We start from the raw sequence: 20,342 nt of genomic DNA, 5'->3' as shown, positions 1-20,342 counted from the left end.
AACGCAATGCGGTTACAATAAGAGTACATTCTTTACAACCCCTGCTTCATCACCCATCTATTATAGCAGGACATGTACAGCAAAAAAAGGTTTCAAGTCGAAAACCAACACATTTTGTATACAAGAAGTAAGAAAAATAAAATTCCTCCTACCCACATTTTTTACGCCTGAAGTTTATAAGTACTTCAGGCGTATTTTTCTTCCATTTTTATTCATTTGGTGGTTCTTCTAATTGTACTAACAATTCTTCTAATGGCCCTTCATAAAGAGGTACGTTAGGAATCGATTGTAGAAATCGTTTTCCATAGGAAGAACTCGTTAAACGACGATCTAACACTACTACCGTTCCTGTATCTGTATTCGTTCGAATTAAGCGGCCGAATCCTTGTTTGAAACGTAATATTGCTTGTGGAAGCGCTAATTTAGCAAATACATCTTCACCTTGATTTTTTAGCCACTCACCTTTCGCTTCCATCATCGGCTGATGAGGAGGTGTAAATGGTAGACGGACTATAACAAGACAACTTAAGGCATCTCCTGGAATATCTATTCCTTCCCAGAAACTGCTCGTCCCTAATAAAATTGATTTGTCGAATTCTTGAAACTTTCGAATTAAGCGGCTTCGACTTCTATTATTCACACTTTGGGTCAGTAATAAATACCCCTCTAATTCATCATTATTTTTTAAATTCGCATACGCTTCTTTTAACATTTCATACGAAGTGAATAAAACGAGCATTCTGCCTTTTGTGGCTTTCGCTATCTTTGCAATATGTTCCGATATAGATTCAATATATCGCTCATTACTTACTTGCTTAATAAAAGGTACATCCGTTGACACCATTAATTTCATCTGTTCATCATAACGAAATGGCGACGGAACCTTTAAAGTATTTGGAGCGAAATCATGTAAACCAAGTTCCTCTTTTATATAATCAAACGTATCGTTAACTGTTAGTGTTGCGGATGTAAAAATAACACTCTTTTTTTCTGTTAAAAATTCATCAGCAAATCTTTCACCAATATGAACAGGCTGTGCATATAGAACTGTTGAATGAATCGTCCCTTTCGTTTCAGTCTCCATCCAAGTTACATACGAATTCTTTTCTAATACGAGTAACTGTAATGATTCTGCCATCTTTCTCAGCAACTCAATTAAATGCATAAATTCACCTGTTACAACATGCATCTCCCATTCTAACTTACTTTGCAATATATCCACTTGCTTCTCAAGAGCAGTTACTACCCTTCTTAATTCATATATAAAACGATTTGTTAATTCGACGATACTATCCCACAACTTACCTTTTTCTAGTTCTGCGTTATACCTATAGATGAGCGGCATATTATTCGTTCCTTGCTCTTGCTTTGTTTGTTTAAATATAAAAGTACGTAACATTTGGAAGAGTTCATCCGCATCAAACTTAAGTTCCTTCAAACTATAACTTATCATACGGAAAGTTGAACGAGATGCTTGCTCTGATTTTTTCATCATTTTATATACTTTGGAGAGTACATCTTCTGTTTCTAGTGTCCCAAGACGAGATATAACCAATTGAAAATACATACAAGAGAACTGTTCACCCAATGTTCTACTCGCGGCTTCTTCAATATGGTGAGCTTCATCAAAAATAATATGTTCGCATGAAGCAAACAACGGTTCTTCACTTGAAAAATCTTGAAATAATAACGCATGATTTGTAATAACGATATCTGCAAATAAAGCTTTATTCTTCGCTCGCTGGTAAAAACAACGACTAAACCAATTACTTTGCATACCGCCTGGACTATACGCATCGCTACAAATACGATTCCAAAGTAACTTTCCGCCCTCAGGAATATTTAATTCGTCTCGATCACCTGTTTCAGTTTGCAATAGCCAAACTAAAATCTTCGCCTTTGTAAGTGCCATATCATAATTTTTTTCTTCCTCTTGCAAAGCATACTCAAATTTATGTAAGCATAAATAATGCTTTCTTCCTTTTAGAAGAGCTGCCTCAAATGAAAATGGCATTATTTTTTGTAATAACGGAATTTCTTTTTCTAATATTTGTTGTTGGAGTTGTACCGTTTGTGTACTTATAATGACAGGTTCTTCTTTTCTCTTTGCAAAATAAAGACTAGGAAGCAAATAAGCGAGAGTCTTTCCTGTTCCTGTACCGGCTTCAATTAGTGAAAAACGAGAATCTCTTAACGCCGTATATATCTCTTTCATCATCAGTTGTTGACTTTCTCTTCTTTCAAACTTTGGCATATGTGATTCCAATTTATCCATCGTTTTATTCAAGAAAGCATCAAACTTTGATGAACACGTTTCTCCAAGGTTTAAGGAATAGTTCCGCTTTTTCAGCGCAATATTTCGATGTATTTCATACTCCGCTATATCTTCTTTACCGTGCATTACTTTCTTTAAAATATTTTCAGAAAGCACATCAGCTATATCGCTTTGGAACACATCACTTAATTCATAAAGCGATTGCAACGTGACAAGTGGTAACTTTTCAATTTCATTTAAAAATTGTAAAAATAATTCCGCTGTTGCAAGAGCATCACTATCCGCACGATGTGGTTGATCGTGCTCTAGTTCATGCTTTTTAGCTAAATCACGTAATTTATAACTATCGGCTGTCGGCAAAAGAATTTGAGCCAATTCAACCGTGTCGATTTTCGGACAATGTATTTCTGTATATCCAGCTTGCCTTAATTCTTCATTTAAAAAATTCCAATCAAAGTGAACATTATGCGCAACGAAAGCCGCACCTTGTAATAGCTCAACAATCATCGGGGCTACATCTTGAAATAACGGGGCTTGTTTTACAAGACTTTCATCAATCCCTGTTAATTCTGTAATAAATGGTGGGATCTCTCTCTTTGGATTAACAAAAGACGAAAAAATCTCCAATATCTCTCCATCTTCTACTACAACAGCTGCAATTTGGGTAATTTTATCCTTCCCATCTTTCCAGGAGTTCCCTGTCGTCTCTAAATCAACAACGACATAACGCTTACTCATATATGTAACACCTCAATTTCTTACCTTTCAAACAACAATAATTTATATAATGTTACTATACCACGTTTTATCTCATCTTAATGAAAAGATGCACAAAAAAGCTATCTCCGCAATGGAGATAGCCTTTCTACTTATAATATCGTACCCGCTTTTTCAGCACCTAACATTTCAATAATTTGATTATTATCGTCTAGTACTGCAATTTTTGGTTCTTGTGTATGAATCTCTTCTTCCGTAACTAGCCCATAACAAATAATAATTACTTTGTCCCCTGGTTGTACAAGTCTTGCCGCCGCACCGTTTAAACAAACAACACCACTACCGCGTTCCCCTTTAATAACGTATGTCTCTAAGCGAGCACCATTATTATTATTTACAATTTGGACTTTTTCGTTTTCTACAATATTTACTGCATCCATTAAGTCTTCATCAATTGTAATACTACCTACATAATTTAAATTTGCCTCCGTTACAGTTGCACGATGTAACTTTGCTCTCATCATTGTGCGAAACATAGATGCTCCCCCTTATTTAACCGTTAATGTTATATTGTCAATTAATCTTACATTTTCAAACTTAACTGCAATAGCTAAAATGATTCTTCCTTCGACTTTCTCTACCATTGTTAATGACGGATATGCATATAAATCCGCATAATCTACAGTGCCTTTCGTATGCGTCTCAATATAATCTTTCACAAGATTTGTAATGATTTCCGGATTACGTTCACCTGCCTCAATTCTTTCTTTCGCTATACATAGGCTGCGGTATAAATGAAGAGCTTCTTCACGTTCATCTTGTGATAGGTACACGTTACGAGAACTTTTCGCTAAACCATCTTCTTCCCTTACAATATCAACTGGTACGATTGTAACTGGAATATTGAAATCAGTTACAAATCCTTCAATTACTGCAACTTGTTGAGCATCTTTCATACCGAAATAAGCACGCGTTGGCACCGTAATATTAAATAGTTTCATCAGTACAGTTGCAACACCAGCGAAATGACCAGGTCTTTGTTGACCGCATAATACGTCCGTGCGCTTCACAACTTCTACTGTTGTTGTTTGTTCTGCTGGATACATTTCTTCTACACTCGGATAAAATAAATAATCTACACCGTTTTCTTTTGCTACATTTTCATCTCTATCAATATCACGAGGATATCGATCTAAATCTTCATTTGGGCCGAATTGTAGCGGGTTTACAAATACACTTAAAACTACAATTTCATTTTCTTCTCTTGCCTTACGTAATAAAGTAGCATGGCCTTCATGTAAATAACCCATTGTTGGAACAAAACCAATACTCTTTCCACTTGCACGAAGTTCGCTTGTAATTTGCTGCATCTCTTGCACTGTAGTTACGATTTTCATTATTGTTTTCCTCCGTATAACGCTAAGCATTCTTCCTCTTTCATTGTGAACGAATGTTTTTCTTCAGGAAATTGCCTTGTCTTTACTTCAGTAACATATTGTGAAATCCCACGCACAATCTCCTCTTGAACAGACGTATATTGCTTCACAAATTTCGGAACACGATTTACGCCGTATGAGATAAGATCATGATAAACAAGCACTTGCCCATCTACTTTTTGTCCTGCACCAATCCCAATTGTTGGTATTGTTAGTTGCTCTGAAATAAGTTCTGCTAACTGCATTGGTACACATTCTAACACAAGCGCTATTGCACCAGCTTCTTCACATTTCTTTGCATCTTCTATTAATTTTTTTGCACTCTCCGCATCTTTTCCTTGCACTTTATATCCACCCAACACTCCTACAGATTGAGGGGTTAAACCTAAATGCGCTACAACAGGAATTCCTGCGTTCGTCAAATATTGAATCGTCGATATAACTTCTCCAGCACCTTCTACCTTCAGTGCGTGTGCCCCGCTCTCTTGAACGATGCGACGTGCATTCACCATCGTTTCTTGTAATGATACGTGATACGACATAAATGGCATATCAGTTACAATAAACGTCTCTTTCGCTCCACGGCGTACAGCTTTCGTATGATGAATCATATCCTCTACTGTTACAGGTACTGTTGAATCGTATCCGAGTACAACCATTCCAAGAGAATCTCCAACTAGAATCATATCAACTTCAGCTTCTTCTGCTAATTTAGCAGATGGATAATCATACGCCGTTAGCATTGTAATCGGCTCACCTTGCTCTTTCATCTTCAAAAAATCTGTTTTTGTTTTCAAAAACTACTCCTCCTTTATGCAGGAGAGAGGAGATGGCCGAAATCATATAAAAAACCCCTCTGACCATAAAAGGGCAGAAGGGTTGTGTGTTAGTCGGCATTATTCATCCCTCTGTCCCAGTCCGTTATTGGATCAAGGCAGAATCCAAGTTATTATTTTTCGTATGACTTCGAATCATGGTGCAGTTCGCTCTGATACTGCCCACATTCGAACTAATTATAGCAAACTACAAAAAGGAATTACTACATTTTTTTGAAAAAATAATTTTTTATTCTTATTACGGTATATAAAATTTAACACGAGAGTATATATGCTATACAGTTTTTATGGAGAATTCAATCCTGAAAAGATACATGTTTTTTCAACGCATGCTAAAAAAGTCCAAGTTAATTTTTTCTGTAATCCATTTAACTGTATAGTATAACTCTTAAACTAATGATGCAGGTTAATTGAGGAAAGTACTTAACAAAGGAGAATTGCAGATGTCTATGAACAGGTGGTTATTTCGATTCAGCAGTTTGCTTGTAATGATTGTATGGTGGATGTCTTTAGGATCCTCCCATGTATTTGCCTCAGTTACTGTCGTAACACCCCCCACCGATTTAACGAAAGTGATTGAGGTTGAACTAAATGATGATTACTTTAATCCAAATGTTATCACGATTCCGCTTGAAGGATCAACAACATTACTATTGAAAAATAAAGGTAAAAACGAGCACACCTTTACAGTGAAAAAACTCGGCATTGACGTCGTAATCGAGTCAGGAAAAGAAAAGCATATTACCGTGAAACCTAAAAATACTGGTACATATGAATTAATATGTCGATACCATCTTCTTAAAGGAATGGCAGGCAAAGTAATCGTCAAATAACATGCCCTGCCAACTAGGCGGAAGATATTTTGAAATGATCTTTAAATATGAAAAAAATTTATTATCATGTTACAAATTCAACTCAAAACTATTGAAATAAAAAGAAGTTCCAAAAGAGGAACTTCTTTTACTTAATTTCAATATCTGCAGAATGAATATGATGTACTTTCCCCTCATGATCCTCCAGAAGTAATACACCATCCTCTGTGATTCCTTTTGCTAACCCCGTAATTGTCTCTCTCATCGTTCGAGCGGTAATTTCTTTCCCGATGCTCACAGCGTAACTTTCCCAAAGAATTTTAATGACAGAGAAACCATTTTGTAAATACTCTTCATATAATTTTTCTAGTTGTAAATAGATTTGTTGCATAAGTTCTGCACGAACAATCGGCTTACCTGATTCAATCGCTAATGAAGTAGCAATGTGCTGAATTTCTTCATCAAAATGTTCTTGCTTTTGATTCGCATTAATACCGATGCCCATAATGACAGCATTAATTTTATCAGGATCCGCTTGCATTTCTGTTAATATACCTACAGCCTTTTTACCTTGAATTAAAATATCATTTGGCCATTTTATTCCTACGTTTACACCCGTGCATTTTTCAATTGCCTGTGCAACACTAACGGCCGCTAACAAAGTAAGTTGCGGTGCATGATGAACTGGGATTGATGGGCGTAAAATAATACTCATCCAAATCCCTGTTCCTTTTGGTGAATGCCATTTTCTGCTTAAACGACCTCTTCCCGCTGTTTGTTCTTCTGCTACAACGACTGTTCCTTCTTCTGCACCTTCATAAGCAAGTTTTGCTGCAATGTGCTGCGTTGATTCAACAGTTTCTTCAAAATACACTGTTCTACCAATCCGCTTCGTTTGTAGCCCTAACTGAATTTCATTAGCGGTCACTTTGTCTGGCTTACTTGCAATTCGGTAACCTAATCGACGCACAGCTTCAAGTTCATATCCCTCACTCCGCAGATCCTCCATATGTTTCCACACAGCAGTTCTTGAACAACCAAGTTTATCACTAATTGTTTGGCCGGATACAAACTCGCCATCCGCTTCAGAAAAAACTTGCAATAACTGCTTTCTTATAGTAGATTGCATCCTTGTAGCCACTCCCTTATACGCTCTTTCTCATTAACTACGTTTCCTTGTACGATTGCTTCTTCGATTTTCTGAAGCATCTCAGCAACCCACGGACCAGGCTTTTTGTTTGCCCAGTTTAATAAATCATTACCAGTCACATTCATTTCTTGACGCTCCTGGATTGGCAATGCATGAAACATTGATTGTACTCGTTCAACAGATGTAGGGTCATAGCGTTCAATCATCGCTTCATATACTCTCTCTGCCATTTCAGCGATATGAATTCCCGTTTTATAAAGAAGGACTGTATCCCAATCCTTCTCCTTTCTAGTACGGATTGTCAATAAAACTGCAACAATATCTTTTATTTTTTTATTCGAAAACTTCCATTGACGTAAAAAGACAGATGGATGTTCTTCTCCGATACAATATAAGAAAAATGCCCACGCCTCAATATCCGTTTCGAAAGAATCCCATTTATACTGCGTAGCTTTTAACAGTCTCTCTTCTGACATTTGTAAATATGGCAAATGAGAAAATAGCTTCGTCTCTACTAATTCTTTGAGACCTTTCACACAATATGTACCAGTTAACAGTTTCTCAAACTCTACTGTAATACGCTCAATTGCTATATGTTCTAGCAAATGCCCATACGTTTCAATCGCTTGCTTCGTTTTCATTTCTAATGAAAAACCTAACGTGCTTACAAACCGAATACCACGCATCATTCGCAGGGCATCTTCTTGAAAACGATCCGCAGCATTTCCAACTGTCACAATTTCTCTCTGTTGAATGGCTTCCTGTCCAGCAAATAAATCGACCATTTTGCCTTCTTCTGTCATAGCAATTGCATTCATCGTGAAATCACGACGTTTTAAATCCTCTTCTAATGAACGAACAAATTGAACACTACTAGGTCTTCGAAAATCTTCATATTCGCTTTCTGTTCGAAAAGTAGTTACCTCATAGGGCTCACCATTTTCTACAACAATTACAGTTCCATGCTCAAGACCAACAGGAACATTTCTTGGGAATATAGCCATCACTTCTTCTGGTAGAGCAGATGTCGCAATATCAATATCTCCAATCGGCCTATCGATAATAAGATCTCGTACGCTCCCACCAACAAAGTAAGCCTCATGTCCTTGTTGCTTTAATGTCTCAATAATAGAACTAGCTTTTTTAAATCTTTCCATTTTTGTCATCCCTTAGTACGTCATAGTAAATCGTTTCATATTGTGAAACAATTTTTTCTGAGCGAAATTGCTCATAAACACTTTCTCTTGCTCGTTCTCCCATATTACGGTGAAGTTCCTCGTCCTTTAATAGCTGAATAGCTTGATTTGCCACTCCTGTTGTATCGCCAACTTCACATAAATATCCTGTTTCCCCGTGTTGAATAACCTCTGGAATACCTCCAACCCGTGTTCCGATACAAGGTACACCACACGCCATTGCTTCTAATAAAACAAGACCAAAACTTTCCTTCTCTGATAGAAGCAACATTAAATCACTCATCGCAAGTAGTTCTGCAACATTATCTTGCTTCCCTAGGAATAAAACGCGATCTTCAATATGTAAATTCTTCACTATCTGTAAAATCGTACAGAATTCTGGTCCGTCTCCAACAAGAAGCAACTTCGCATCTACTTCTTTAACAATTTTAGCAAATGCCTGAACAACATCCTGCACACGTTTCACTTTACGGAAATTCGAAATATGAATAAGTACTTTTTCACTCTCACTTATACCATATTCTTTCTTTAATTGAGACATATTACGCTTGAAATATACACGTTCGTCTATAAAGTTATATACCGTTTGAATTTCTTTACTTGGTTTTACAAGCTCATGTGTTTCGTTAATTAATGAATGCGAGACAGCAGTAACAACATCCGATTGCTCAATACCAAAACGAATTAAATTATTTAACGAAGGGTCGGAACCTAACACAGTAATATCTGTTCCATGTAAGGTTGTAACAATTTTAATACGCTCTCCGATCATTTGTTTTGCTAAATATGCACAAATTGCATGTGGTATTGCGTAATGCACATGTAAAATGTCTAAGTTTTCTCTTTGTGCAACCTCGGCCATTTTACTTGCTAACGCTAAATCGTATGGTGGATATTGAAATACAGAGTATTGATTTACCGTCACTTCATGAAAATAAATGTTTGGATATACTTTATTTAACCGGAATGGTAAACCCGATGTAATAAAGTGAATTTCATGCCCACGTTCCGCCAATTGCTTTCCTAATTCTGTTCCAACAACTCCAGAACCACCTACAGAAGGATAACATGTAATACCTATTTTTAATTTCATTTACATCCCCCTAATAAATCAGCATGTAATAAAACCGGTTTCTTACTCATAAATCCTTCGGCATACAAGACTCCAACTTCTTTTCCAAACATCTTCTCACGAGCAATCACAGTTTCAACGTAACCTTCTGTTAACGGTGTCTTAACACCATCACTCCCTGTTGAAAACTGACTTTCATACGCTTCTAATGCTTCCACCTTTATAGAGAGGTACTCACTTATATCTATACAAAAATTCGGTTTATGAAAACCATTAATCATATAATTATAAAAAGACTCCACACGATGTGGTGAAAGTTCCGGCATATATTTACGGATTCCTGCTGAAAAAATAGCCTCTTCCACAAGCTTTGCACAATTTGCATGATCTGGATGGCGATCTTCATAGTACGGCGCAAAAACTAGTTTTGGTTTATATGTACGGATCACCTTGACAATTTCACGTATATACTCTTCTTTCATATACAAACCACGGTCTGGCATCGCTAAATTCAGCCTCGTTTTTACTCCCATTATACGAGCTGCGACCTTCGCTTCTTCTTTTCTCAACTCTATCGTTCCATTTGAAGAAAGATCAGCTTCTGTTAAATCACAAATACCTACTTCATACCCTTGCTTTGTATATTTAGCGATGGTACCAGCCATGCCGATTTCAACATCATCGGCATGAGCACCAAACGCTAATATATGTAATCCACTCATAATTGTTCCCCTCATTTTCTTAACTTACGATAATCTAAATCTCCTCGCTCTAATGCGTGCATTAACATTTCAGCACTTGCCATATTCGTTGCAAGTGGAATCGCATATACATCACATAAACGAAGTAATGCATTCACATCCGGTTCATGCGGCTGTGCTGTTAATGGATCGCGGAAGAAAATCACCATATCTAAATCGTTCTTTGCAATCATTGCACCAATTTCTTGATCTCCACCAAGAGGGCCAGATTGATATCTTGTTACAACTAATCCAGTCGCTTCCATAATGCGAAGCCCTGTCGTTCCTGTTGCAAATAATTCATGTTGTTCAAAAATTGGTTTATATGCGTATGCAAACGAAACCATATCATTTTTCTTTTTGTCATGTGCGATTAAGGCAATTTTCATCCGTTGTCTCCCCTTTAGTCGATAATATTTTCTAAACCGTACACAAGATGATCAAGGTTCATTACTGTCTCAATTGATAGTTTTACACCTGACATAAATGATGCACGATTGAATGAATCATGACGAACTGTTAACATTTGTCCATCTCCACCAAACATTACTTCTTGGTGTGCAATAAGCCCTGGCAAACGTACACTATGAATGTGAATACCGTCTACATTTGCACCTCGTGCACCTGCTAGTTGCTCTACTTCATTTGGATGACCTTGCTGCTTTGATTCACGATTTTGGCGAATTAACTCTACCGTTTTTACAGCTGTACCAGATGGTGCGTCTAATTTTTGATCATGATGTAATTCAATTACCTCAACATCTTGGAAATATTTCGCTGCCATTTGTGAGAATTTCATCATAAGAACTGCACCAATTGCAAAGTTTGGAGCAATAATTGTTCCTACTGCTTTTTCTTTTGCATTCTCTGTTAAACGTGTCAATTCTTCTTCTGTAAATCCAGTTGTACCAATAACCGAACGAAGTCCACGCTCAACTGCAAGTGTAACGTGTTGTTTCCCCACTTCTGGTGTTGTTAAATCTAACAACACATCTGCTTCTACTTCATCTAAACAAGTATGTAAATCAGCGTAAATCGGCGCATGTAATGCTGGCATGCCAGGTAAATCAGAAATCTTCTCACCACCATGCTTATAATCCACTGCTGCTACTAAATTAAAATGTTCCGTTCTTTCCATAAGAAGGACTGCTTCATGTCCCATACGTCCTCTTGGTCCGGCGATAATTACTTTAATTTCTTTCATTATTCTTTCTCTCCCTCATCAATACGTGTCCAGCGATCTTTATCACGTGTATTAAATTTATTCATTACAATGTTATGTGCTGTCTCTAAATCAATATTTAAACTATTTGCCATACAAATCATAACAAATAATACATCTCCAAGCTCTTCTTCAATACTTCTTTCTTTTTCAGTTGTTTTCTTCGGTTTCTCACCATAATAATGATTTACCTCTCTTGCAAGCTCTCCCATTTCTTCCGTTAAACGAGCCATCATTGCAAGCGGACTGAAATAACCTTCTTTAAACTGACCAATATATGCATCTACTTCTTTCTGCATATCTTTCATCGTTTTTGCTTCCATACTATTCACCTCTAATCCTTCCTCTTTCATGTTAGCCAATTCATCGCGATTTGACAAATATTATTCCCCGCCAAACACCTATTTGCGACCCATTTTTGGATAGACTATAATAAAGTGAAACTTCTTTTGTGATTTTTTTGCAAAAGATTAGTTGAACTAATCGGGTTCCTACGGCTGGTTTGCCTTTCTTCAGAGGTTTATCTCCTACCAGCCGTTGGTACGGGGTAAAGTGAAACTTCTTTTGCGATTTTTGCAAAAGATCAGCCCACACCAATCGGGTTTCTACGGCTGGTTTGCCCCTCTTCTTTGCTTCATCTCCTATCAGCCTTTAGAGCGGGATAAAGTGAAACTTTCTTTTGCACTTTTCACAAAAAATCAGCCCACATCAATCAGGTTCTTACTATTTTCACTAGCAACTAGAAATTACTTATTATTATGTTTTACCGTTTCAGCGGAGCAATGCAATCATTACATAATTAGGGGGATTTCTATATGACATCAAAATTGAAGATGCGAAATATTATTTTTATTTTAATTGGTTCCGCTATATTTTCTTTCGGTATTGTCAATATCAATATTGAAAACCACCTTGCAGAGGGTGGGTTTACTGGTATTACACTATTATTGTATTTTTTATTTAAGTTTGATCCTTCCTACTCAAACTTAATTTTAAATATCCCTATATTTTTTATTGGCTGGAGGTTACTTGGCAGAACGACATTTTTATATACATTAATTGGAACCTTTAGCGTATCTTTATTTCTATGGATTTTCCAGCGTTACGAAGTACTCAACTTACATTTAAACTTGCAAAATGATATGACACTCGCAGCTTTATTCGCCGGGGCATTTATCGGTATCGGCCTTGGAATAATATTTAAATATGGCGGGACTACTGGCGGTGTAGATATTATCGCACGACTAGCGCACAAATATGTTGGCTGGAGTATGGGGAAAACAATGTTTATGTTTGATGCTGTCGTTATCGTCGTCTCTATTCTTACCTATTTATCATACCGTGAGGGCATGTATACGCTAGTTGCTGTTTTTATCGGTGCTAAAGTCATTGATTTTATGCAAGAAGGAGCTTATGCTGCCAAAGGAGCGACTATTATCTCAGAAAAAAACGATGAAATTGCTGCCAAAATTTTATCTGAAATGGAGCGCGGAGCAACCTTTTTAAAAGCTGTTGGATCGTATACAAAAGTGGAACGTAATGTATTGTATTGCGTTGTTGCTAAAAATGAAATCGTGAAATTAAAGAATATCATTACTTCTGTAGATCCTCATGCTTTTGTCGCTGTAAGTGATGTACATGATGTAGTTGGTGAAGGGTTTACGTTAGATGAAAATAAAAACCCTTTACATAATTAAATATAACTAGAAAAGCGCCTTAGCTTTTCTAGTTTTTTATTACAAGTCTTTTAAGCTTCTCAAAATCCTCATGAATAAGCTCCAATAAACTCCGATTATAAAAAATGGAAGCTGGATGAAAAGTCGGAAAAACATGATATTCTTTCTCTGACCATGTAAACTCTGCACTTTGCATATCCTTTAATTTTTGAATGGGCTGTTTTAATAATTGCCCGTGTACATCTGTGATTTTTTTATTTTTTCCTGTTAAACGTTGAAGACCGATATTTCCAAGCGTGACGATAAGCTTCGGATGTATTTTCTCTAATTCATAATCTAACAAAGGCGCATGGGCAACTATTTCTCCCTGATTTGGCGTTCTATTATACTTTTTTTGTATGATTTCACCATTTCGTTCTTTTTTCTCTCGCCATTTATAAGGTCTACTCCGAACAGCGCTCGTAATATATACTTCTTCCCTTGTAACGTGGATACGCTCTAAAAAAACCATTAATTGTTTTCCCGCCCTCCCGCTAAACGGAATCCCATTATGAATTTCTGTTTCACCAGGTGCTTCTCCTAACAACATAAATTTGGGATTTTCAGGACCTTGTCCACTTAAAAAACCTTCTAGTTGATAAGGAGCACTACGCTCTTGTACTTGTTTTACTAAATGGTCTGGATATTTCATTTCCCCCACCACCTTTCCGCATTACTTCTATTATTTCTATTTGCAATACATTATATAATTCAATCCACACAACAAAAAAAGACTATCAAAATTGATAGTCTTTAGTCGTCGCTACGCTGCATACCAGTATACATTAATACGAGACGTAATAATTCAAATACCGCTACAGCTGCAGCTGCTACATATGTTAATGCTGCCGCATTTAATACTTTACGAGCTTGCCCATATTCATCTGTTGATACAATACCTAACGCTTCAATTTGTTGCATTGCGCGCTTTGACGCATCAAACTCAACTGGCAATGTAACGAGCTGGAACACAACACCTGCTGCCATTAAAATGATACCTAATAACAATAGTTTTGACATTGTCGCAAATATACCAATCATAATAAATACCCATGATATATTCGATCCAAAATTAGCCACAGGAACTAACGAATGACGAATACGCATAAAGTTATAATCTTGTGCATCTTGAATTGCGTGTCCTACTTCGTGTGCTGCAACTGCTGTACCAGCAACTGAATGTCCATAATAGTTATCTGTTGATAATCGAACCGTCTTAGCGGTTGGATCATAATGGTCTGATAAATGACCTGGTGTTTCTTCTACAGCTACGTTGTATAATCCATTTTCATCTAAAATTTTTCGAGCCACTTCCGCTCCTGTCATACCTGATGTTGAATAAACTTGTGAATACTTGCTATAGGCACTACGTACTCTTGACTGTGCATACAACGGTATGATCATTATGATCGCGAAGTAAATTAAATAAAACATCATGAACCTCCATTGAAGTTTTAATTATAGTACTTCTCATTCTATTTTCTTCTGCCACTATTGTCAATGAATAAACCTTACAATCCATATCTTTATTTATTGCATTATCTATTTTTAGAATGTACATTACTTTTTCTTTTTTCTCTCTCTCCTTTATACTTTCTCCATCCAACATAAGTTAATGTGAATAAAATAAGTCCCCCAGTAATTGTCATAAACCAAATGAGAGAGGGTGCAATTTCATCTTTTTTTACTGTGTGAAATATCTTTTGCAAATCCCCTTTAATAATCCCTAATTGCATTTGGCCGCCTTTCGTTTTTAACATAACGTTACGAAATTCATCTAAATAAGATAAATGAACATTTACACGCTGGACCTCGTTTTCTGGCAAAGCAATCATTAAGCTTGGATAAATAATATTGAATTCATTTAAAAACGTATTTAACGTTTGTTGAAACTGCCCAGCATCTTCTTTTTCCATCGCTTTTTCCATTTGAGAAAAGGCATCCATTACTTTCCTTTCTCTTTCCATCCAAAGTGGTTGATATTTCGATACTTGTGCATCAACAGCAAGTTGTAATGCCAGCACATTATCAATTTTAGCTTGCTTACCTAAACCTTCTTCAGAGAGCGATTGTTGCGCCTTATCGTAAGCTAAAGAAATAACTCTAACTTGATCTGGTGTTACTTCCTGCTTCTTTTCATTCCCCTTTATTAAAAACTGCTCCGAGAAATGTTGTAATACTTGTACCGCTTTTTCATCTTCATTACGCTTCACTAACTGTAACGAGTCGTCTAACAACCCTGTTAGCTCATTCCACTCTTCAGCATATATACGTAACGGAAACATTATAATTAGAAATGCTATCAATCCAATTAATGTTCTCTTCATCCCGGTCCCCCCTTAACTACTAGTACAAAATATGTTAATTTGGACAAGAATAGAACAGAACTAGACCGAAAAATATATTATCGTTTTACAAAGAAAAAAATTCTCTTTAAGCAGAGAATTTTTTCTGTGACATCCTTTTCTTTTTTACGAGATATCTATATAAGCTGTAACAAAGTATACTCCCACCTAAAATGAATAATAAAATAGCACACGCAGCATGCATAAAGAACTCTTCTGGTAACATTAATATAATTGGATCCTTTTCAGGATCAAAAACCCAATAATCATTACTAAATAAAAGTTTATGGAATAATACAAAACTCTTTTCAAAATTAATAGCAATTGGTAACATAAGCGCTATCGGAAAAATGATTGTTAAAATCGATCCGTGCAGTAAAAACTTTTCATTTTTCTTTTTTAATAAATAAATTCCGCCTATCACTGCAATCATAATTGTCGCATACATCACATATTGAATCTTTACTAAAATATTTTTAACATCTACAAAATGAATACGGCCATTTGTGGACATATCTAATGTGGGCAAATGTAATGCTCCGTCATAAAACGGGGATAAATATGTAATAAGCACATCGTAATTTCTTTTAATTTCATCCTTCGTCATATCCGCTAAATCAGGAATATTTAAAAAATCAATTTCAAAATAATACAACCATTTTCCATATACAACTGCCGTTGTTGCGAGTGCAAAAATAGAAAATGCTATGCTATATGAAACAACTAAAGTAATCAATCGATCCAATATTTTTGTACCACTCTTATTTTTCTCCATGTTCTCCCCCTAAATGTTCTAACCATCATAAAGAAAATTGTTTTCTTTGCTCACGTAAGCAACAATAATATGTAATACATAGTACAGCAATACTTAACCAAAACGTAAAATAACCAATTTCCTCTACAAACAAATGCATAATTCCATATCGCGGCATTTGCCAAAATAAATAATCAATTGCATCGTTATGCAACGTCCACACAGCTGCTACTATAAAATGCCATTTTTTTATACGATAGAATGGAGCATATAAAAATCCTTGTATTGCCATCGCGAAGTGCGAAAGCATTAACATGTAGCCCATAAGGCCTATAGGCCCTTTTACGTAAATCATAATCGCGTTTACAACAACAGCCCAAATACCATATTTTATTAAAGTTACAATCGCTAACGCTTCTATTAATCCCCAGTTTCTCTTTGCCAAAAAAGCAATTAAAACAAAGACAAAAAAGAGAGTCGCCATAGGACTATCTGGTACAAACGGCCAAAATATAGGTGACGTTTCTTTCAATTGATTTCCGTACCATATAAATCCATAAATTGTACCTAATAAGTTAACAATTAATAAAAATAATAATACCGAGCGTTGTCTTAACATTGCATACAAGTACACCAATCCGTATGTCCAACACCTTTCAAGCAAAGTAATTCATTCACTAAATCCTACTCTATTATAACAAACTTCATCCAACTAAATAGAAAAGCTGACTACAAATTTTGTAGTCAGCTTTTTTATTATTTTTTATTATACTTTGCAACGAATTCCGAAAGCTTCTTCAGTTCCTCATCCGTACCTTTAAATACACCTTTAGGCATTGAACCTTTTCCCTCTTTCGCAATTTTAGCAATTTCTTCTGGCTTTAAAGTTAAGTTTTGCAGTGCCGGTGCTGCTGCCCCGCCTTGTAAATTGTCACCATGACATGTTAAACAAGTATTTTTTTGCATTAATTTATAGCCATCATCATTTTTATCAACTGGCGCTGTTTTTACAATTGCTCCTTGTTTTTTTGCAGCTTCCCAGTCGTGGTGTGCTACAGATTCCCAAGTTAAAAAGATAATCGATGCAATTGCTAAAAGCATAAATCCAGTTGCCACAGGACGCTTCAATGGACGTCTTTCTGGACCTCGATCAAGAAATGGAGCTAACAGTAATGCTCCAAACGCAATCCCTGGCATAATAAATGCTCCAATTACAGTAAATGAACCGGAAGCATACGAATACTTTAATAACTGATACAAGAATAAGAAATACCAATCTGGAAGTGGTATATATCCAGCATCTGTTGGGTCCGCCATTCTCTCAAGCGGCGACGGATGCGCCACTGTTAAACATAAATAACCGATTAAAAAAACTGCACCAACCATCCATTCTTTTAACAAGAAGTTCGGCCAAAATGCTTCTGTTTTCCCTGGGTATTCAGAATAGTCTTTTGGAATATTTGGTTTCCGAGCTACTGGTACCCGAGAATCTCCTACAAACTTCATCCCTTTGCCGCGATGCATAATCTCCCTCCTTTAGTTCTTTCCCCTTTAATTTAGCAATCTCTTATAGTGGACCGGAAATACCTTGTTTGCGAATCATGATGAAGTGGAAGGCCATTAAACCTAGAAGTGCTGCTGGTAAGAAGAAGACGTGAATAGCAAAGAAGCGAGTTAATGTTTGAGCGCCAACAATTTCGGAATGACCAGCGAGTAATGTTTTAATATAAGGACCAATGAGCGGTGTTTGCTCTGCAATTTGAATCCCTACTTTTGTAGCAAATAAAGCTTTCATATCCCACGGTAATAAATATCCGGTAAAACCAAGACCTAACATAACAAAGAAAATAAGAACACCAACAATCCAGTTTAACTCACGGGGCTTTTTATACGCACCTTGGAAGAAAACTCTGAGTGTATGTAAAAACATCATTACAATTACGAGACTAGCACCCCAGTGGTGCATACCACGAACAATTTGCCCATAAGCAACTTCATTTTGTAAATAGTAAACTGATTCCCAAGCATTTTTAATATCAGGCACATAATACATCGTCAAAAACATTCCAGATAAAATTTGAATTACAGTAACGAAAAAGGTAAGTCCTCCAAAGCAATAGACGAATGCAGAAAAGTGATGTGCCGGGTTTACATGTTCAGGTACTTCATGATCAGCGATATCACGCCATATTGGTGTAATATCTAATCTTTCATCCACCCAATCATAAATTTTATTTAACATCTACTTTGCACCCCCTCTTGGCTTCGCTTTTCCTAGATACAGCGTTCCATCTTTCACTTTAGACTCGTACACATCAAGCGGAGCAAGGGGTGGCGTACCTTTAATGTTAATCCCATCTTTTGTATAACGACCCCCGTGACATGGGCAAAAGAATTGATTCGGATGTGCTTTGTCCGAATTCCAGTTAACTGTACATCCTAAATGTTTACATACTGGAGAGAACGCAACAATGTCTCCGCTTTCATCTTTATGAACCCAAGCTGATTTTGGTTCTTCAGACTTGTACCAACCATCAACCTGCTTCACTTTAAAATCGAAACGCTTCGGCTCTGTTGTAATATCCTTTACTTGCGCAACAGCAACCATATCCGTTCCCGCTTCTTTTCTTAACACCGGATCAAGCGCAAATCGCGTCATCGGCATTAAAATACCGGCAGCCATAAAGCCTCCTACCCCTGTGAGTGTGTAATTTAAAAATTGTCTTCTTGACACGCGATGTTCTTTCTCGCTCACGAAAATTTCCCCCCTCTATCAGAAATTGTCCCCTCGTGATAAATTATATAAAAAATAAAAACTAGGACACTATCATGATATAATACGCTCATGCACAGGTCAATATCATACTACTCATAATAATAAGAACTTTCTGTTTATTATGAGTTTCCCCATTTCTCTTCCAACATCACCATTATATTTTTTATATGTGCATGAATAACTTCTCTTTTTGCTTGATCACTAAATTGTTCTAATGCTAATGAAGGAAACCAAAACAAATCTCCCTGTAACTCTTGCATATCCTCTTTCCATGAAAAATCACTTGTAACATAAGCAATATGCTTAAAACCTTCACTTCGTAAATGATTTGTCCATTCTTGCAAACGACCTTTTTCATTCTTTTGACTTTCTACCAAATACGTAAACGCAGGCAGTAAAAGCACTCTTCCCTTATACTCTCTTTCCAATTCCGTGCTCAACAATTCGATAAATTCACCTTGTTCTACAACCATTTTCATTTCTTTTGCTGCCGAAATTGATAACAGCGGTATTACTCCTGTATCAACATACTCTCTTGCTTGCTCAAACTGTTCCACATCTTTTACAATCCACTTCAAATTCCTTCCCTCCTTCACTTACAAATGACAGAACTTTCACTTTATATATATTAAACCATACTAAAAGAGGTAAAAAAAGAAAAACTACCCAATATAGGTAGTTTTTCTTGATGAAAGTCTGAAATTTGTAAAAATTTATTAATCCAAATAAATTCTATAAAGTTTTTAACTCTGCCGTTAATCTATGAAACGCTTCCTTATCTTGCTTATCTAACGCTTCATCAATTTGTTTCAAAAGGCGTTCTCTCCTAAACGAAAATACACTTTCTTCCAAAAACCTTTCTGCAAGTAAACGATCTTTTTCATTTACTTCAATATGCTTTGGTAGATATGGGTTTTCTTCTAATACAGCTACATAATTCGCATTTTGAAACGATGATTTAAAGTTGAGTTGAATATAAATATCCTCATCTCGATTTAAACGAATATCATGAAACGATTTTTCAGCATCTGTTGTCATAACATTTTGTTTAAAAAAGTGAAACGGTGTGTCTTTCACACAATTCGCTGACATCACTAAGCCACGCGGACAATATTTTGCATGCTCTACGAAGTGGACTTTATGCATCAATTGGTCGTGACTCATTAAATAATTCAGAATCCATACACATTCACGCTGTTTCAGTTGGTAATTATTCAAAAACCATTTTACAAAATCCTTCTTCTCGTTTACAGAAACAGGGGTATTCATAGCAATTAAGTCCCTCCTCTGTCTTTC

General features: G+C 36.3%; 23 protein-coding genes. 2 read left to right on the top strand and 21 right to left on the bottom strand.

What is annotated here, in order from left to right:
* Positions 1 to 208: 208 nt before the first annotated feature.
* From dinG to panB, 4 genes are all read right to left on the bottom strand, one after another.
* Positions 209 to 3,013, bottom strand: coding sequence for an ATP-dependent DNA helicase DinG (gene dinG, locus AC3WVZ_RS06575; RefSeq protein WP_065381958.1), 2,805 nt, complete (start codon positions 3,011 to 3,013; stop codon positions 209 to 211).
* Positions 3,014 to 3,144: 131 nt separating this feature from the next.
* Positions 3,145 to 3,528, bottom strand: coding sequence for an aspartate 1-decarboxylase (gene panD / locus AC3WVZ_RS06570; protein WP_000490184.1), 384 nt, complete (start codon positions 3,526 to 3,528; stop codon positions 3,145 to 3,147).
* A 12-nt stretch (positions 3,529 to 3,540) separates the two neighbouring features.
* Positions 3,541 to 4,389, bottom strand: coding sequence for a pantoate--beta-alanine ligase (gene panC / locus AC3WVZ_RS06565; protein ID WP_000707025.1), 849 nt, complete (start codon positions 4,387 to 4,389; stop codon positions 3,541 to 3,543).
* On the bottom strand, positions 4,389 to 5,225 hold the full coding sequence (gene panB, locus AC3WVZ_RS06560; protein ID WP_000851108.1) for a 3-methyl-2-oxobutanoate hydroxymethyltransferase: 837 nt from the start codon (positions 5,223 to 5,225) through the stop codon (positions 4,389 to 4,391). The genes panC and panB overlap by 1 nt, the downstream gene beginning before the upstream one ends.
* A 482-nt stretch (positions 5,226 to 5,707) precedes the next feature.
* Here panB and AC3WVZ_RS06555 point away from each other — a divergent pair, with 482 nt between their 5' ends.
* Positions 5,708 to 6,097: a cupredoxin domain-containing protein gene (locus AC3WVZ_RS06555; protein WP_065212122.1), complete on the top strand. Its 390-nt coding sequence runs from the start codon at positions 5,708 to 5,710 to the stop codon at positions 6,095 to 6,097.
* A 127-nt stretch (positions 6,098 to 6,224) separates the two neighbouring features.
* On the opposite strand, the gene AC3WVZ_RS06550 is transcribed toward AC3WVZ_RS06555, so the two are convergent.
* From AC3WVZ_RS06550 to AC3WVZ_RS06520, 7 genes are read right to left on the bottom strand one after another with little or no spacing between them, the layout of a single operon-like run.
* On the bottom strand, positions 6,225 to 7,205 hold the full coding sequence (locus tag AC3WVZ_RS06550; protein WP_001192063.1) for a biotin--[acetyl-CoA-carboxylase] ligase: 981 nt from the start codon (positions 7,203 to 7,205) through the stop codon (positions 6,225 to 6,227).
* A complete protein-coding gene (locus AC3WVZ_RS06545) occupies positions 7,190 to 8,383 on the bottom strand; it encodes a CCA tRNA nucleotidyltransferase (protein ID WP_000439321.1) in 1,194 nt (397 codons plus the stop codon). Before AC3WVZ_RS06545 ends, AC3WVZ_RS06550 begins: the two co-directional genes overlap by 16 nt.
* Positions 8,370 to 9,515, bottom strand: coding sequence for an N-acetyl-alpha-D-glucosaminyl L-malate synthase BshA (bshA, locus tag AC3WVZ_RS06540; protein WP_000768305.1), 1,146 nt, complete (start codon positions 9,513 to 9,515; stop codon positions 8,370 to 8,372). Before bshA ends, AC3WVZ_RS06545 begins: the two co-directional genes overlap by 14 nt.
* The gene (gene bshB1, locus AC3WVZ_RS06535) at positions 9,512 to 10,216 is read right to left on the bottom strand and encodes a bacillithiol biosynthesis deacetylase BshB1 (RefSeq protein ID WP_000015673.1); all 705 of its coding nucleotides are present in this window, start codon (positions 10,214 to 10,216) and stop codon (positions 9,512 to 9,514) included. The genes bshA and bshB1 overlap by 4 nt, the downstream gene beginning before the upstream one ends.
* A gap of 11 nt (positions 10,217 to 10,227) precedes the next feature.
* Positions 10,228 to 10,623 (bottom strand): methylglyoxal synthase, encoded by a 396-nt coding sequence (gene mgsA / locus AC3WVZ_RS06530; RefSeq protein ID WP_000684765.1) that lies wholly within the window; start codon positions 10,621 to 10,623, stop codon positions 10,228 to 10,230.
* A 14-nt stretch (positions 10,624 to 10,637) separates the two neighbouring features.
* Positions 10,638 to 11,438, bottom strand: coding sequence for a dihydrodipicolinate reductase (gene dapB, locus AC3WVZ_RS06525; protein ID WP_000658813.1), 801 nt, complete (start codon positions 11,436 to 11,438; stop codon positions 10,638 to 10,640).
* Positions 11,438 to 11,779, bottom strand: a complete 342-nt coding sequence (locus tag AC3WVZ_RS06520) for a nucleotide pyrophosphohydrolase (protein WP_002108639.1) — start codon at positions 11,777 to 11,779, stop codon at positions 11,438 to 11,440. Before AC3WVZ_RS06520 ends, dapB begins: the two co-directional genes overlap by 1 nt.
* 492 nt (positions 11,780 to 12,271) lie before the next feature.
* Between AC3WVZ_RS06520 and AC3WVZ_RS06515 the strand changes: the two genes are divergently transcribed.
* Positions 12,272 to 13,153 carry a YitT family protein gene (locus AC3WVZ_RS06515; protein WP_000202121.1) on the top strand — a complete coding sequence of 294 codons (882 nt, stop codon included), beginning with the start codon at positions 12,272 to 12,274 and terminating at the stop codon, positions 13,151 to 13,153.
* Positions 13,154 to 13,181: 28 nt separating this feature from the next.
* Here AC3WVZ_RS06515 and AC3WVZ_RS06510 read toward each other — a convergent pair whose 3' ends face one another.
* From AC3WVZ_RS06510 to AC3WVZ_RS06465, 10 genes are all read right to left on the bottom strand, one after another.
* The gene (locus tag AC3WVZ_RS06510) at positions 13,182 to 13,823 is read right to left on the bottom strand and encodes a uracil-DNA glycosylase (RefSeq protein WP_000876873.1); all 642 of its coding nucleotides are present in this window, start codon (positions 13,821 to 13,823) and stop codon (positions 13,182 to 13,184) included.
* A gap of 101 nt (positions 13,824 to 13,924) precedes the next feature.
* Entirely contained in the window at positions 13,925 to 14,608 is a 684-nt protein-coding gene (locus AC3WVZ_RS06505) for a zinc metallopeptidase (RefSeq protein ID WP_011109966.1), read from the bottom strand.
* 101 nt (positions 14,609 to 14,709) lie between these two features.
* On the bottom strand, positions 14,710 to 15,498 hold the full coding sequence (gene ypjB / locus AC3WVZ_RS06500) for a sporulation protein YpjB (protein ID WP_000831584.1): 789 nt from the start codon (positions 15,496 to 15,498) through the stop codon (positions 14,710 to 14,712).
* Positions 15,499 to 15,604: 106 nt separating this feature from the next.
* Positions 15,605 to 16,291 carry a lipoprotein intramolecular transacylase Lit gene (gene lit, locus AC3WVZ_RS06495; protein WP_000414378.1) on the bottom strand — a complete coding sequence of 229 codons (687 nt, stop codon included), beginning with the start codon at positions 16,289 to 16,291 and terminating at the stop codon, positions 15,605 to 15,607.
* A 25-nt stretch (positions 16,292 to 16,316) separates the two neighbouring features.
* Complete coding sequence (gene lhaT, locus AC3WVZ_RS06490; RefSeq protein WP_025709269.1) at positions 16,317 to 16,907, bottom strand: lipoprotein heptaprenylglyceryl N-acetyltransferase LhaT; 591 nt, start codon at positions 16,905 to 16,907, stop codon at positions 16,317 to 16,319.
* A 119-nt stretch (positions 16,908 to 17,026) separates the two neighbouring features.
* Positions 17,027 to 17,794, bottom strand: a complete 768-nt coding sequence (gene qcrC, locus AC3WVZ_RS06485; RefSeq protein ID WP_000554603.1) for a menaquinol-cytochrome c reductase cytochrome b/c subunit — start codon at positions 17,792 to 17,794, stop codon at positions 17,027 to 17,029.
* Positions 17,795 to 17,837: 43 nt separating this feature from the next.
* Positions 17,838 to 18,512 carry a menaquinol-cytochrome c reductase cytochrome b subunit gene (gene qcrB, locus AC3WVZ_RS06480; protein WP_000932700.1) on the bottom strand — a complete coding sequence of 225 codons (675 nt, stop codon included), beginning with the start codon at positions 18,510 to 18,512 and terminating at the stop codon, positions 17,838 to 17,840.
* Positions 18,513 to 19,025 (bottom strand): menaquinol-cytochrome c reductase iron-sulfur subunit, encoded by a 513-nt coding sequence (gene qcrA, locus AC3WVZ_RS06475; RefSeq protein WP_001290418.1) that lies wholly within the window; start codon positions 19,023 to 19,025, stop codon positions 18,513 to 18,515. It abuts the gene before it with no gap.
* Between the two features lie 140 nt (positions 19,026 to 19,165).
* Entirely contained in the window at positions 19,166 to 19,624 is a 459-nt protein-coding gene (locus tag AC3WVZ_RS06470; RefSeq protein ID WP_000871313.1) for a YpiF family protein, read from the bottom strand.
* Positions 19,625 to 19,778: 154 nt separating this feature from the next.
* A complete protein-coding gene (locus AC3WVZ_RS06465; RefSeq protein ID WP_001095925.1) occupies positions 19,779 to 20,315 on the bottom strand; it encodes a ReoY family proteolytic degradation factor in 537 nt (178 codons plus the stop codon).
* Positions 20,316 to 20,342 lie beyond the last annotated feature (27 nt).

It is taken from the genome of Bacillus sp. CPT56D-587-MTF (assembly GCF_058792335.1).
Note: the sequence above shows the minus strand (reverse complement) of the source record. Positions and strands in the feature narration are given on the sequence as shown.